Below are 14353 nucleotides of genomic sequence, written 5' to 3'. Positions count from 1 at the left end.
TACCGATGGGCGGATCGGTCCGGATCAGGCCTGCTTCGACGCCAGCTCGATCAGCGTGATGTCCGACGGTGCGCCGACCCGGGTGGGCGGGCCCCAGGCGCCCGCGCCGCGCGAGACGTAGAGCTGGGTGTCGCCGTAGCGCTCCAGGCCCGCGAGGGTCGGGTTGGCGGCGGAGGCGATGAGGTTGCCGGGCCAGAGCTGGCCGCCGTGGGTGTGGCCGGAGAGCTGGAGGTCCACGCCGTGCTCGACGGCGTCGTGGATCTGGACGGGCTGATGGGCGAGCAGTACGCAGGCGCGTGCGGTGTCCCGGTCGCCGAGCGCCCGGGCGAAGTCGGGGCCCTGGCCCTCCTCCTCGCCGGCAATGTCGTTGACTCCGGCCAGGTCGAAGTACGGGAGTTCCCTGCGAGCGTTCTCCAGGGGGTTGATGCCGAGGCTCCGGACCTCCTCGACCCACTGTTCGGCGCCGGAGAAGTACTCGTGGTTGCCGGTGACGAAGTAGGACCCGTGACGGGCCCTCAGCCGGGCCAGCGGGGCTGCGGCGGGGCCGAGGTCCTTGACGCTGCCGTCGACCAGGTCGCCGACGACCGCGATCAGGTCGGGCTGGGTCGTGTTGATCGTGTCGACGACCGTCTGCGCGAAGCCGCGGCCCAGGACCGGGCCGAGGTGGACGTCGCTGACCACCGCGATCCGGAACCCGTGCGCCGCGCGCGGCAGCTTGGCCAGGGGGACGGTGACCCGCCTGACCTTCGGCCCGCGCAGCACGCCGTACGTGCCGTACCCCACGGTCCCGACAGCGGCGGCCGCGGCGGCTCCGGCGACGACCCGGGAGACGAAGAGGCGGCGGGAGGGGCCGGTGGGGGGAGCGGGGGTGGTGTCAGTGGTGCCGGTGGGGGTGAGGGGCTGGGGGGTGACTTCCGGGGTGTCCGGGGTGGGGTCCGTCCGGGGGTGGGACTCGGTGGCGGAGGCGGTCGCCCCGCCGCGGGAGGCGGCCTGTGCGGCGGCTGCCGCCGCTACGCCGGGTGCGGCGGCGCCGACGCCCGTCTGCGGCGGGGCGGTCGCTTCGTCGGGGGTGGCGGGGGTGTGCGGGGTCTTCTCGGTGTTCAGGGGTGCCGCGGTCGGGGCGGTCGGGGTCGTCCCGGGGTCGGTCCTCGATCTGTCCCGGCGTTCCAGGAACCGTCGCAGCAGGGGGCGTACGACCTCGCCCGCCACGACCGCCAGCAGCAGGTATATCGACAGGGCCAGCCACAGGAAGCCCGGCCAGGCGAGGGTCTGCTGGAGCCAGAAGGGGGCGCCGGAGCGTTCGGCGACCAGGGCCGCGATCGCCAGGATCCAGCCGCCGGCGATCAGGACCGCGCCCGCGCGGCGGGTGAGGCCCGGGCCGCGGGTCGTGTCGCGGAACAGGCGGCGCCACACGTACCAGTTGGCCGTCACGATGACGGCCAGGACCAGCAGTGCGACGAGTACGAAGACGATGGCCACGGTGTCGTGTCTCCTGATTGCCGTTATGACGTCCGGCGCAGTGCGCGCAGACCACGCAACCCGATGGCCCCGACGACCGTCCCCAATACGAAGGACACGACGGCGAGCAACAGGTGCACCCAGAAGTACGCCGTGGGATGACCGTCGTCGAAGGCGAGCCCGCTGCCGTCCTTGACAAGGTTTTTGACGAAAGTGATCCAGATGACCCAGCTCCACACCCCGAAGGCGAGCAGGAACCAGGAGACGGGGCGGCTGAGCTTCATGAGTCCAGTATCGCCAGAGCGTGTCCTGTTCCGTTCCCGGGGTGGGGGTGGAAGCGGGACTTCCCTGCGTACGGCATGTACGTTTCCGACCGTGCCCGCACCGAAGAAGACCACCAGGGGATCCCTGCTGGTCACCGCCGCCGTCCTGTCGTCCCTCGCCCTGGCCGCGCCCGTCGCCGTCGCGGCCCCGAAGGCCCCGAAGCCCTCGGGCAGTCCGTCGGCGAGCCCCTCGGCCACTCCCCCGGCCTCGATGTCGTCCGTGGGCGGCGCCCGGCTCGGGCGGCCGGGTACGCAGGTGAACCTGGCGAGCGGTGTGCCGGTGCTGCCGAAGGACCTGAGCGCCCGCTCCTGGATCGTCTCGGACGCCGAGACCGGTGACGTCCTCGCCGCGCACAACGCGCACTGGCGGCTGGCCCCGGCGAGCACGCTGAAGATGCTGTTCGCGGACACGCTGCTGCCGAAGTTCCCGAGTACGACGGAGCACAAGGTCGTGCCCTCCGACCTGGCGGGTATCGGCGCGGGGTCCAGCATGGTCGGGATAAAGGAGGAGGAGACGTACACCGTCCACGATCTGTGGCTCGGGGTCTTCCTGCAGTCCGGCAACGACGCGGTGCATGTGCTGTCCGCGATGAACAAGGGCGTCGAGAACACCGTCAAGGAGATGAACGCGCACGCCGAGGAGCTCCAGGCCCTCGACACGTACGTCGTCAGCCCGGACGGCTACGACGCCGAGAGGCAGGTGTCGTCGGCGTACGACCTGACGCTGATCGCCCGCTCGGGGCTGCAGAAGAAGGACTTCCGGGAGTACAGCTCGACGGTCAGCGCGAAGTTCCCCGGCGAGACGAAGAAGGACAAGAAGGGGAAGTCCGTCCGCAAGTCCTTCGAGATCCGCAACACCAACCGGCTGCTGAGCGGTGACTCGGACGTGCCCGTCTACGAGGGCATCGCGGGCGTGAAGAACGGCAACACCACCAACGCGGGTGCCACCTTCACCGGGGTCGCCGAGCGGAACGGCAAGGTGCTGCTGGTGACGGTGATGAACCCGGAGAAGCCCGAGCACAACGAGGTCTACAAGGAGACCGCCCGGCTGTTCGACTGGGGGTTCAAGGCGGCCGGGAAGGTGCAGCCGGTCGGTGAGCTGGTGCCGCCGAAGAGCGCCGCGCAGGGCAAAGACCGGCCCGGCGCGAACCCCTCCGGCGAGGCCGGTGGCTCAGGCGACGGCGGCAAGGCCGGAACCGGCTCGAAGCCGGTGGCCAGCGCCTCCGCCGCGGACGGCACCAGCGGCATCGGAACCGCACTCGGCATCACCGGCGGGGTGCTGGTCCTCCTCGCGGCCGGCGCCTTCCTCATCAACCGCCGCTGGCCCCTGCCGGACCTGGTCCGCCGCCGGACCCGCTCGACCGACGACAGCTGACGCCCACACCCCGGACGGGCATCACTGCACGGCTACCGGGGCCGGTCGGGCGGCGCCTTCCAAGCCAACCGCCCCCGGCCACTAGCGGACCTCGCACACCGCCGAGCCCACCCCGGCGACCACGCCCGACACCCAAGAACCACCACCGCGCCAGGGCGCCACGGCACGACCACCCGGGGGGGCCGGTCCGGCAGCCCCTCCCAGGCCAACCGCCCCCGGCCGAGGGACCCGGTATGCCCGGGCGACGACGACTTATGCTCAGGAGCCACCACCGCGCTCGGGGGTGGGGGCGGCACGACACCGAGGCCGGTCGGGCAGCGCCTTCCAGGCGAACCGCCCCCGGCCACGACCACGCCTCGCACACCACCCGAGCCGACCCGGGCGACGACAGCCGACGCCCAGGGGCCGACTCCGCCCTCGGGCGTCAGCGCAACCACCAGGCCCGACCCGGCAGCCCCTTCCAGGCCAACCGCCCCCGGCCACGGACCCGGTAGGCCACCCGGCCCGCCCGGGCGACGACCACTGACGCCCAGAAGCCACCACCGCGCCGGGTGCCACGGCACGACCACCGGAGCCCGTCCGGCAGCGCCTCCCAGGCCGACCGCCCCCGGCCACGACCACGCCTCGCACACCGCCCGAGCCGACCCGGGCGACGACAGCCGACGCCCAGGGGCCGACTCCGCCCTCGGGCGTCAGCGCAACCACCAGGCCCGGCCCGGCAGCCCCTTCCAGGCCAACCGCCTCCGACCACCCGCCGGATCGCTAGCGGACCTGGTAGGCCGCCCGACCGGCCCCGGGGCGCCTGTCCGCCAAGAGCCCGCAGCGCTGTCGGCGCTCGCGCCGTCAGCCGCCTCCCGCCACCGCCGCGTCCGCCGCGCCGCCCGAGCTCTCCGGGCGGCCACCGCCCGTGGCCGGGAGTTCGTCCTGCTTGCTCTGTGTTGCCGTCCAGGACGCGCAGAACAGGACCAGCTTCGAGGTGAAGTTGATCCACAGGAGCAGGGCCACGGGTACGCCGAACGCGCCGTACATGCTCTTCGCGGCGACGCCCTGGAGGTAGCCGCTGAGGAGGAGCTTCAGGAGTTCGAAGCCGACCGCGCCGGTCAGTGCGGCGACGAACAGGCGGTGGCGGGTGGGCTCTACGCCGGGCAGGAGTGTCAGGACGTAGAGGAGGAGCAGGAAGTCGGCGAGGACGGCGACGAGGAACGCGGCGATCCGCAACAGCACCCCGCCCCAGCCGCCCTCGTCGATGCCGAGCTGCCGGATGATCCAGCCGACCATCGCGGAGGCGACCGCGGAGGCGGCGAGCGTGACGAGGATGGCGCCGCCGAGGCCGACCAGGACGCCCGCGTCCTTGGCCTTGCGCAGGACCGGGTTCTCGTCCTCCTCGGGCAGCTCCCACACCGCGCGCAGACACTCGCGCATGGAGCCGGCCCAGCTGATGCCGGTGAAGAACAGCAGCGCGCCCGCGATGAGGCCGATGGCGCCGGCATTGTCCACCAGGCCGGAGATGTCGAGCTGGTCGGAGATGCCGGGCACCTGCTCGGCGATCTTGTCCTGCAGCTTGTCCTGCTGGTCCGTGCTGAGCGTGGCGGCGGCGATCGCGGCGGCCACGGTCAGCAGCGGGAACAGCGCGACGAAGCTGATGAAGGTCATCGCGGCGGCCAGCCGCGTCCACGCCACGCGGTCCAGCCGCTCGTACGACCGCCACGCGTGCGTGATCATCAGCCGTGTTACCCATGGCCCGACGACCGGGAGCTTTTTCAGCCAGTCCATGATCCGCTTCTGCCCTCCGCCCGGAACACCCATGTACGGGTACCCCAGAACCGCAGAATCGTGGCCAGGGCCATGCCGACGACCGCACCGGAGACCGTGTCGGCGCGCTGGGAGGTGAGCCCGAGGCCGTAGTGGCTGACGATGAGGCAGAGGAGTTGGACGGCGGCACCCGCGAGGTTCACCGCGCAGAAGACGGCGTACGGCCGCCAGCCCCGGCCCCGCGCGGATCTGTAGGTGCCGAGGGCATTGCCCGCGTAGGCCACCGAGCAGGCGGCCACGAAGGACAGGGCCTTGGCGGTGAGCGGGCCGAGTCCGGCGGGGCCGCGCAGGCAGGTGAACAGGGCCAGGTCGACGGCGTAGGCGAGGAGCCCGGCGGTGGCGAAGCCGGTCAGTTCCCGGCGCGAGGGGAGGGCTGACCGGCTTCGCCACGCGCGCGTGGTCACCAATTGGCCACCGCCAGGCCGTACATCGCCATCCACACCAGGCCGATGAGGGCGAGCGCCCGGTCGCGCAGGACGACGTCCTCGGGTTCGCCGGCCGTGCCGCGGTCGGCGAAGACGGCGTATCTGAGGATGGCGAGGATGAAGGCGACCATGGACAGCTGCCGCCAGGGCAGCACGCTGGTGTGCGGGACGCCGCCCTCCTCCATGGCCCACAGGCAGTAGCCGAGGACGGCGACCCCGGCCGCGAGCTGCCAGACGAAGCGGAGGTAGTCGCTGGTGTACTCGGTGAGCAACGCGCGCGTGGCGCCCGCCTTCCCGGCCATCTGCACGGCTTCGGAGTAGCGCTTGGCCGAGACCATGAACAGCGCGCCGAAGCCGGTGGTGATCAGGAACCAGCGGGACAGCGGGATGCCGAGGGCGAGGCCGCCGATCATCGCCCGCATCAGGAAGCCGGTCGTGACGACGGCGAGGTCGACGACGAGGACGTGCTTGAGGCTGATGCAGTAGGCCAGTTGCATGCCGAGGTAGGCGGCCAGCAGGGCGGCGACGGCCGGGGAGCAGAGCCAGGACGCGGCGGCGGGCGCGAGGACGGCCAGGACGCCGCCGACGGCGTAGGCGACGGGTACGGGGACCTGTCCGGCGGCGACGGGGCGGTGCCGTTTGGTGGGGTGGGCCCGGTCGGCTTCGGCGTCGCGGGCGTCGTTGACGAGGTAGACGGCGGCGGCGCAGGCGGTGAAGAGGGCGAAGACGAGGGCGAGTTGCACGACAGCGTGCCGGGAGAAGAGCTCGCCCGCGGCCGCCGGGGCGGCGACCACCAGGATGTTCTTGATCCACTGCCGGGGGCGCGCGGTCCTGAGGAGACCGGCAAGGAGACCGCCCTCGCGGGGTGGCGCGGGCCGCTCCTCACCGGCGCGCTGCCGCAGTACGGCCGTCTCAGTCATGTCGGGCGCCTCCCTTGACCCAGCGGGCGCCGAGCCGGGCGGTGAGCGCTCCGAGGGCGGCGCCGGCCGCGACGTCCGAGGGGTAGTGGACGCCGGCCACCAGCCGCGAGACGCACACGGCGGCGGCGAGGGGCGGTACCGCGCGCGCTCCCAGGGCGCCGAAGGCGACGGCGGCGGCCGTGGCGGAGGCGGCGTGCGAGCTGGGGAAGGAGTGCCGGCCGACGGTGCGCACCAGGGGCTCGACATGCGCGGGGCGCGGTCGGCGCACGACCCGTTTCACGCCCATGCTCACGAGATGCGCCCCCGCGGTCAGCGCCGTGCCGCGCAGCCAGGCGCCGCGCCGCCCGCCGTCCACGGCGGCTCCGGCGAGCCCCGCCGCCAGCCACAGCGCCGCGTGCTCCCCGGCCCAGGACAGGGCACGCGCGGCGCCTGCCACGCGCGGGTCGGTGCCGCACGCCCTGAGCGCCGAAACGATCCGGTGGTCCATGTCGTGGAGATCGTCGAGGTCGTCCATGTGGACTCACTGTTCACGCCCGTGTGGCCCGAACTCCGGCAATATTGAGCGACATCCCATTAATCACCCATTTCGGGGAGGGATGCCATGTTCCCTAACTAATCGCCCACAAGAGGGCGATACGGTCAAGGACATGTCTGCCGACACCGATTCCGCCCCGGACGTCATGGGCCCGGACCACACCACCGTCACCGGCTGGGGCCGCACCGCTCCCACCGCGGGCTGGCTGATCCGTCCGAGGACGTACGAGGAGGCCGCGGCGGCCGTCCGGGAGTGCGGGGCGCGGGGCGGGATCCCCCGGGGCCTGGGGCGGGCGTACGGGGACGCGGCGCAGAACGCGGGCGGGTCCGTGCTCGACATGACGGGCCTGGACCGCGTCCACGCGATCGACGCCGCCGGCGGGACCGTGCTGTGCGACGCGGGCGTCTCCCTGCACCGGCTGATGCAGGTGCTGCTGCCGCTCGGCTGGTTCGTGCCGGTCACCCCCGGCACGCGCTACGTCACCGTCGGCGGGGCGATCGGCGCCGACATCCACGGCAAGAACCACCATGTCTCGGGCTCGTTCGCGCGGCACGTGCTGTCCTTCGAACTGCTCACCGCCGACGGCGAGATCCGTACGGTGGTCCCCGGCACGCCCCTGTTCGACGCCACCGCGGGCGGCATGGGGCTGACCGGCGTGATCCTCACCGCGACGATCCGCCTCCAGCCGGTCGAGACCTCGCTGATGTCGGTCGACACCGAACGGGCGGCGGACCTCGACGACCTGATGGCCCGGCTGGCGGCGACCGACCACCGCTACCGCTACTCGGTCGCCTGGATCGATCTGCTGGCCCGCGGCGCCGCCACCGGCCGGGCGGTCCTCACCCGCGGCGACCACGCGCCGCTGGACGCGCTGCCCGCCCGGCTGCGCACGGACCCGCTCGCCTTCCGCACCGCCCGCCTCCCGGCCGCCCCGGCCGTCGTCCCCGAGGGCCTGCTCAGCCGGACCACCGTGGGCCTCTTCAACGAGCTCTGGTACCGCAAGTCCCCCCGCGCGCGGATCGGCCGACTCCAGCGCCTCTCCGCGTTCTTCCACCCCCTGGACGGCGTGCCCCACTGGAACCGGGTCTACGGCCGCGGCGGCTTCGTGCAGTACCAGTTCGTCGTCGGCCACGGCCGGGAGGACGCGCTGCGCCGCATCGTGCGCCGTATCTCGGAGCGCCGCTGCCCGTCCTTCCTGGCCGTCCTCAAGCGGTTCGGGGAGTCCGACCCGGGCTGGCTGTCGTTCCCCGTGCCGGGCTGGACGCTGGCGCTGGACATCCCGGCGGGGCTGCCCGGCCTCGGGGCGTTCCTCGACGAACTCGACGCGGAGGTCGCCGACGCGGGCGGGCGCGTCTACCTCGCCAAGGACGCCCGGCTGCGTCCGGAGCTGCTCGCGGCCATGTACCCGCGCCTGGACGACTTCCGCGCACTGCGCGCCGAACTGGACCCGCACGGGGTGTTCGTGTCCGACCTGGCCCGCCGCCTCCATCTCTAGAAGCCCTCTAGGCACTAGGAGCTGTCATGAAGGACGCCTTCGGTCTCCCCCAGTCCCTGCTCGTCCTCGGCGGTACGTCGGAGATCGCGCTGGCGACCGCCCGCCGTCTGATCGCCCGCCGCACCCGCACGGTCTGGCTCGCGGGCCGCCCCTCGGCCGCCCTGGAGGAGGCCGCCGGGCGGCTGCGCGGGCTCGGGGCCGATGTGCACACCATCGCGTTCGACGCGCTCGACCCCGGCTCGCACGAGGCCGTGCTCGGCAAGGTCTTCGCCGAGGGCGACATCGACATGGTGCTGCTCGCCTTCGGCCTGCTCGGCGACCAGGCCCGTGACGAGCGGGAGCCGGAGGCGGCGGTGCGGGTCGCGCAGACCAACTACACCGGCGCGGTCTCGGCGAGCCTGGTGTGCGCCCGCGCGCTCCAGGCCCAGGGGCACGGCTCCCTGGTCGTCATGTCCTCCGTCGCGGGGGAGCGGGCCCGCCGGGCGAACTTCATCTACGGCTCCAGCAAGGCCGGCCTCGACGCCTTCGCACAGGGCCTGGGCGACGCGCTGCACGGCACGGGCGTGCACGTCATGGTCGTACGCCCCGGCTTCGTGCGTACGCGGATGACCGCCGGTCTGCCCGAGGCGCCCCTGGCGACCACGCCCGAGGCGGTCGCGACAGCGGTGGAGCTGGGTCTGCGCCGCCGCTCGGAGACGGTGTGGGTGCCGGGCGCCCTGCGCGTGGTGATGGCGGCACTGCGCCACCTGCCGCGCGGGGTGTTCCGGCGGCTGCCGATCTGATGCGGCCGCCGATCTGAGTCCGTGTCAGCGCGTGGGGACCGAGCCGCGTTCCGCGGGGCCCGCCTGGGTCGGGACGACCGCGCCGCCGAAGGGGAAGTCGCGGAGCTTGCGCCAGACGCCGTCGGCGCCCTGTTCGTAGAGGGCGAAGCCGGTGCAGGGCCACTCGGCGTCGTAGCCGGCGAGTTCCTCGAAGGCGCGGTCCATCGCCGCCTCGTCGATGCCGTGCGCCACCGTGACATGCGGGTGGTACGGGAACTGCAGTTCGCGCGGGACCGGCCCGGCGGGGTCGCGGACCTGCTGCTGGAGCCCTGTGCAGGCCTCCGCTCCCGAGGCGACCTGGACGAAGACGACCGGCGACACGGGCCGGAACGTGCCCGTGCCGGACAGCCGCATGGGGAACGGCCGACCGGCCGCGGCGACCTCGGTCAGATGCGCCTCGACGGCCGGCAGGGCGTCCTCGTCGATCTCCGTCGGCGGCAGCAGGGTGACGTGGGTGGGGATGCCGTGAGCCGAGGCGTCGCCGAAGCCCGCGCGCAGCTGCTGGAGCTCGCTGCCGTGAGGCTCCGGGACCGCGATCGAGACACCGATCGTTACGGTCCCCACGTCGTCTCCTGTCGTTCAGTTGGCGGGTCGCTGATACGACCACCCGGTTATCGACTGTACGGCCATGACCGGGTTACGGGCAGGCGCAACCAGAGTGATGTACAGCGCTGTCGGGTGGTACGGCTGTGCGCGGGGGCGGGTTCAGTGCTTGGCGGGCAGGAAACCGACCCTGTCGTACGCCTGGGAAAGGGTCTCCGCGGCGACCGCGCGTGCCTTCTCGGCGCCCTTGGCGAGGATCGAGTCGAGCGTCTCGGGGTCGTCCAGGTACTGCTGGGTGCGCTCCCGGAACGGCGTCACGAAATCGACCATGACCTCCGCGAGGTCCGTCTTGAGCGCGCCGTAGCCCTTGCCCTCGTACTTCTGCTCCAGCTCGGCGACGGTCTCGCCGGTGAGGGTCGAGTAGATGCCGAGGAGGTTGCTGATGCCGGGCTTCTCCGCCGCGTCGAAGCGGATGACGGTGTCGGTGTCCGTGACCGCGCTCTTGACCTTCTTCGCGGTGGCCTTCGGCTCGTCGAGCAGGTTGATGAGGCCCTTCGGCGTGGACGCCGACTTGCTCATCTTGATCGACGGGTCCTGAAGATCGTAGATCTTCGCCGTCTCCTTGAGGATGTACGGCTTCGGCACGGTGAAGGTCGGGCCGAAACGGCCGTTGAAGCGCTCGGCGAGGTCGCGGGTGAGCTCGATGTGCTGGCGCTGGTCCTCGCCGACCGGGACCTCGTGGGCCTGGTAGAGCAGGATGTCCGCGACCTGGAGGATCGGGTACGTGAACAGGCCGACGGACGCGCGCTCGGCGCCCTGCTTGGCGGACTTGTCCTTGAACTGGGTCATCCGGCCGGCCTCGCCGAAGCCGGTGAGGCAGTTCATGATCCAGGCGAGCTGGGCGTGCTCGGGGACGTGGCTCTGGACGAAGAGCGTGCAGCGGTCCGGGTCGAGACCGGCCGCGAGGAGCTGGGCTGCGGCCAGGCGCGTGTTCGCGCGCAGGTCCTTCGGGTCCTGCGGGATGGTGATCGCGTGCAGGTCGACGACCATGTAGAACGCGTCGTGGGTCTCCTGGAGGGCCACCCACTGGCGGACGGCGCCGAGGTAGTTGCCGAGGTGGAACGAGCCGGCGGTGGGCTGGATGCCGGAGAGCACGCGGGGTCGGTCAGAGGCCATGTTCTTTATTGTCTCAGAGGGGTGTGGGTGGTTTCGGCGGGTGGGGAACTGCGGACCGTTTGTGGTTGATCGCGCCCCGCGGCGGAGCCGCACATCAATGCGGCCCCGCGCCCCTTGCGGGGCGCTTTCAGCCGAGGTCGATCTCCGGGTACAGCGGGAAGCCCGCGACCAGGTCCGTGGCCCTCTGGGAGATCTCGTCGGCGATCTTGGCGTCCAGGACGTGCTGGGCCTTGGAGGGGGCGCCCGACTTGGTCGTGCCCGCTTCCGTGCTGGTGAGGACGCGGTCGATCAGGGCGGCGACCTCGTCCATCTCCGCCGTGCCGAGGCCGCGGGTGGTCAGGGCCGGGGTGCCGATGCGGATGCCGGAGGTGTACCAGGCGCCGTTCGGGTCGGCGGGGATCGCGTTGCGGTTGGTGACGATGCCCGAGTCGAGCAGGGCGGCCTCGGCCTGGCGGCCGGTGAGGCCGTAGGAGGAGGCGACGTCGATCAGGTTCAGGTGGTTGTCCGTGCCGCCCGTGACCAGCGTGGCGCCGCGGCGCATCAGGCCCTCGGCGAGGGCGCGGGAGTTGTCGACGATGCGCTGGGCGTAGTCGCGGAAGGAGTCCTGGCGGGCCTCCGCGAGGGCGACGGCCTTGGCGGCCATGACGTGCGGGAGCGGGCCGCCGAGGACCATCGGGCAGCCGCGGTCGACCTGGTCCTTGAGCGAGTCGTCGCACAGGACCATGCCGCCGCGCGGGCCGCGCAGGGACTTGTGGGTGGTCGTCGTCACGATCTGGGCGTGCGGGACCGGGTCGAAGTCGCCGGTCAGGACCTTGCCCGCGACCAGGCCGGCGAAGTGCGCCATGTCGACCATCAGCGTCGCGCCGACCTCGTCGGCGATCTCGCGCATGATCCGGAAGTTCACCAGGCGGGGGTAGGCCGAGTAGCCCGCGACGATGATCAGCGGCTTGAACTCGCGGGCGGTGGCGCGCACGGCCTCGTAGTCCAGCAGGCCCGTGGCCGAGTCCGTGCCGTAGGCGCGCTGGTCGAACATCTTGCCGGAGATGTTGGGGCGGAAGCCGTGGGTGAGGTGGCCGCCGGCGTCCAGGGACATGCCCAGCATGCGCTGGTTGCCGAAGGCCTGGCGCAGCTCGGCCCAGTCGGCGTCCGTGAGGTCGTTGATCTGGCGGACGCCGGTCTTCTCCAGGAAGGGCACCTCGACGCGGGCGCCGAGGACGGCCCAGAAGGCGACGAGGTTGGCGTCGATGCCGGAGTGCGGCTGGACGTAGGCGTGGCGGGCGCCGAAGAGCTCCTTGGCGTGCTCGGCGGCCAGCGACTCGACGGTGTCGACGTTGCGGCAGCCGGCGTAGAAGCGGCGGCCGATGGTGCCCTCGGCGTACTTGTCGCTGAACCAGTTGCCCATGGTCAGGAGCGTGGCCGGGGAGGCGTAGTTCTCGGAGGCGATCAGCTTGAGCATCTCGCGCTGGTCGGCGACCTCCTGGCCGATGGCGTCCGCCACGCGGGGTTCCACGGTGCGGATGACGTCCAGCGCGGCGCGGTAGGCGGTGGAAGCGGGGGAGAGTTGCTCGGGCATGGGGGACCTCCGGACGTTGCGTTCAGCGTTCACGGTACGGCCCAGGCGCACGGCTCTTGTCGTTCGGGCCGCTCCCCGATGGTTTGTCCATCCCAGCGCGCCAGTCACGGCCCGTGGGCAGCCTACCGGACGGCGTCTGCGGGTCTCGTTGTGGTTGATCGCGCAGTTCCCCGCGCCCCTGAGGGACATGCCCCTGACCCCCGTCTAAAGGATCACGTGGGGCAGGAAGCGGGCGTACTCGTCTGTGATCAAGCCCGAGGACTCTCTGATGCCCAGGCCCGCCGATTCGTTCTCCACCACCCACGCGCCCAGGACCACCCGGTTGCCGTCGAAGTCGGGCAGGGGGGCCAGTTGCTGGTAGACGCAGGGTTCGTCGCGGAGGGTGGGTTCGGAGCCCGGGGTGTGGATCGTGACGCCCGCGCCCTCTCGGCCGAGGAGGGGCTTGGCGACCCAGCCCTGGGCGGGCAGGTCGCGGGGGCCGTCCAGGTGGGCCGGGAGGAGGTTGAGGTGGCCGGGGTAGAGCTCCCAGAGGATGGCGAGCAGGGCCTTGTTGCTGAGGAGCATCTTCCAGGCCGGTTCGATCCACAGGGTGGAGCCCGTGCCGCCGCCGTTGTCGAGGGTGTCCAGGACGTGGCCGGCGAAGCGGTCGGTGGTGAGCCACTCCCAGGGGTAGAGCTTGAAGGCGCTGCGGATGAAGCGCAGGCGCTGGTCGACGAAGCGGCCGGAGAGGCGGTCCCAGCCGATCTCCTCCATGGAGATCCAGTCGGTCTCCAGACCCGCCTGCTCGGCCGTCTCCTTGAGGTAGGCGACCGTCATCATGTCCTCGCCGAGTTCATCGGCGGAGGAGTACGCGAAGTACAGGGGGCTGCCGGGCGGGAGGAGGGTCGCCTGCTTCTTCCAGGCGTCGATCAGGCGTTCGTGGAGGGAGTTCCACTGGTCGGCGCCGGGGAAGCGCTCCTCCATCCAGAACCACTGGGGTGACGCGGCCTCCACCAGCGAGGTGGGGGTGTCGGCGTTGTACTCCAGGAGCTTGGCCGGGCCGGTGCCGTCGTAGCGGAGGTCGAAACGGCCGTAGAGGGAGGGGAGTTCGGCGCGGCGGCGCCAGGACTCGGCGACCGCCTCGGCGACGCGGGGGTCGGTGATGCCCAGGTCGGCGAAACGGTCCTCGGCGACGATGTGGGCGGCCGCCTCCAGGCACATGCGGTGGAGTTCCTCGACGACCTCTTCCAGGGCCTCGATCTCCGGCAGGCCGAAGACGTAGTACGCGCTCTCGTCCCAGTAGGGGCGCAGGGAGTCGTCGGGGTAGCGGGTGAGGGGGTAGATCAGGCCCTGTTCCTCGACGGTCTGCTGCCAGCCGGGGCGGGGCTCCATGGTGCGGCGTTCCATCTGCCCGGGCCCGTTCAGCCGCCGCCGCTGCCGGAGCCCGAGCAGCCGAAGCCGCCCCGGTCGACGGCCTCGCTGCGGCTGAAGGTGCCGTAGTCGGCGTAGCCGCCGCTGACGTCGGCGTCGTAGTACCAGTCGGCGTCCGTGGTCGTGGTCTTGCCGGTCTTCTTGCCGCCCTTGCCCTTGCCGTAGGAGGAGCCGGACGAGGAGGACGCGCTGCAGTTCTTGTCGGCGACGATCTTGTAGCCGTTGATGTAGTCGTAGCTGTCCCGGTCCACACAACGGCGGTCCGGTTCGGAGCCGCAGGCGGACAGGGCCGCCGCGAGGACACCCATGCCGCCCAGCACCACCGTGCTGGAGCGCAGCCGTCGACGAGTTTCGGCCATCTTCGTCTCTCCCCCGTGTTCTTCGTGTCGTGCACGGCGTCGGGTACCGCTTCGTGTACCGCGCCGTGTGCTGCCGAGCGGTCAGCCTAGAGAGGGGGGTGAGCGGGCGCGCATGCCCCCCTGCCCGC

At 72.0% G+C, this 14353-nt stretch carries 14 protein-coding genes and 1 riboswitch; of the genes, 3 read left to right on the top strand and 11 right to left on the bottom strand.

From position 1 onward, the window contains the following. Window positions 1–24: 24 nt before the first annotated feature. A complete protein-coding gene (locus ACFT4A_RS29310) occupies window positions 25–1479 on the bottom strand; it encodes a metallophosphoesterase (RefSeq protein ID WP_382835708.1) in 1455 nt (484 codons plus the stop codon). Between the two features lie 23 nt (window positions 1480–1502). Beyond that, window positions 1503–1742, bottom strand: coding sequence for an SCO4848 family membrane protein (locus ACFT4A_RS29305; protein WP_184591218.1), 240 nt, complete (start codon window positions 1740–1742; stop codon window positions 1503–1505). Between the two features lie 91 nt (window positions 1743–1833). On the opposite strand from ACFT4A_RS29305, the gene ACFT4A_RS29300 reads away from it, so the two are divergent. After that, window positions 1834–3156: a D-alanyl-D-alanine carboxypeptidase family protein gene (locus ACFT4A_RS29300; RefSeq protein WP_382835704.1), complete on the top strand. Its 1323-nt coding sequence runs from the start codon at window positions 1834–1836 to the stop codon at window positions 3154–3156. Window positions 3157–3999: 843 nt separating this feature from the next. Here ACFT4A_RS29300 and ACFT4A_RS29295 read toward each other — a convergent pair. The 4 genes from ACFT4A_RS29295 to ACFT4A_RS29280 are packed head-to-tail and all read right to left on the bottom strand — an operon-like array spanning window position 4000 to window position 6827. Continuing rightward, window positions 4000–4929 carry a YihY/virulence factor BrkB family protein gene (locus ACFT4A_RS29295; protein WP_382835701.1) on the bottom strand — a complete coding sequence of 310 codons (930 nt, stop codon included), beginning with the start codon at window positions 4927–4929 and terminating at the stop codon, window positions 4000–4002. Continuing rightward, entirely contained in the window at window positions 4917–5372 is a 456-nt protein-coding gene (locus ACFT4A_RS29290; protein WP_382835698.1) for a GtrA family protein, read from the bottom strand. Before ACFT4A_RS29290 ends, ACFT4A_RS29295 begins: the two co-directional genes overlap by 13 nt. Further along, window positions 5369–6313 (bottom strand): decaprenyl-phosphate phosphoribosyltransferase, encoded by a 945-nt coding sequence (locus ACFT4A_RS29285; protein ID WP_382835695.1) that lies wholly within the window; start codon window positions 6311–6313, stop codon window positions 5369–5371. Before ACFT4A_RS29285 ends, ACFT4A_RS29290 begins: the two co-directional genes overlap by 4 nt. Further along, window positions 6306–6827, bottom strand: coding sequence for a phosphatase PAP2 family protein (locus ACFT4A_RS29280; protein WP_382835692.1), 522 nt, complete (start codon window positions 6825–6827; stop codon window positions 6306–6308). The genes ACFT4A_RS29285 and ACFT4A_RS29280 overlap by 8 nt, the downstream gene beginning before the upstream one ends. 133 nt (window positions 6828–6960) lie before the next feature. Here ACFT4A_RS29280 and ACFT4A_RS29275 point away from each other — a divergent pair, with 133 nt between their 5' ends. Then, window positions 6961–8343: an FAD-binding protein gene (locus ACFT4A_RS29275; RefSeq protein WP_382835689.1), complete on the top strand. Its 1383-nt coding sequence runs from the start codon at window positions 6961–6963 to the stop codon at window positions 8341–8343. A 26-nt stretch (window positions 8344–8369) separates the two neighbouring features. Next, window positions 8370–9125 carry a decaprenylphospho-beta-D-erythro-pentofuranosid-2-ulose 2-reductase gene (locus ACFT4A_RS29270; protein ID WP_382835686.1) on the top strand — a complete coding sequence of 252 codons (756 nt, stop codon included), beginning with the start codon at window positions 8370–8372 and terminating at the stop codon, window positions 9123–9125. A 24-nt stretch (window positions 9126–9149) separates the two neighbouring features. On the opposite strand, the gene ACFT4A_RS29265 is transcribed toward ACFT4A_RS29270, so the two are convergent. The 5 genes from ACFT4A_RS29265 to ACFT4A_RS29245 all read right to left on the bottom strand — a co-directional run bounded on the left by ACFT4A_RS29265 (window position 9150) and on the right by ACFT4A_RS29245 (window position 14225). After that, window positions 9150–9728 carry a 2'-5' RNA ligase family protein gene (locus ACFT4A_RS29265; RefSeq protein WP_382835683.1) on the bottom strand — a complete coding sequence of 193 codons (579 nt, stop codon included), beginning with the start codon at window positions 9726–9728 and terminating at the stop codon, window positions 9150–9152. Window positions 9729–9869: 141 nt separating this feature from the next. Beyond that, window positions 9870–10883 (bottom strand): tryptophan--tRNA ligase, encoded by a 1014-nt coding sequence (trpS, locus tag ACFT4A_RS29260; protein WP_382835680.1) that lies wholly within the window; start codon window positions 10881–10883, stop codon window positions 9870–9872. Between the two features lie 127 nt (window positions 10884–11010). Next, window positions 11011–12507 carry a glycine hydroxymethyltransferase gene (locus ACFT4A_RS29255; RefSeq protein WP_382835677.1) on the bottom strand — a complete coding sequence of 499 codons (1497 nt, stop codon included), beginning with the start codon at window positions 12505–12507 and terminating at the stop codon, window positions 11011–11013. Continuing rightward, a riboswitch (ZMP/ZTP riboswitch) is annotated at window positions 12489–12574 on the bottom strand. (Overlaps the previous gene by 19 nt.) Window positions 12575–12660: 86 nt before the next feature. Then, entirely contained in the window at window positions 12661–13842 is a 1182-nt protein-coding gene (locus ACFT4A_RS29250; protein WP_382835674.1) for a glutathionylspermidine synthase family protein, read from the bottom strand. A 14-nt stretch (window positions 13843–13856) separates the two neighbouring features. Further along, the gene (locus tag ACFT4A_RS29245; RefSeq protein ID WP_382835672.1) at window positions 13857–14225 is read right to left on the bottom strand and encodes a hypothetical protein; all 369 of its coding nucleotides are present in this window, start codon (window positions 14223–14225) and stop codon (window positions 13857–13859) included. Between the last annotated feature and the right edge of the window lie 128 nt (window positions 14226–14353).

Source organism: Streptomyces sp. NPDC057099 (assembly GCF_042671245.1).
Lineage (GTDB): Bacteria > Actinomycetota > Actinomycetes > Streptomycetales > Streptomycetaceae > Streptomyces > Streptomyces purpurascens.
The sequence above is the reverse complement of the archived record's forward strand: the minus strand, read 5'-3'. Positions and strand labels throughout refer to the sequence as shown.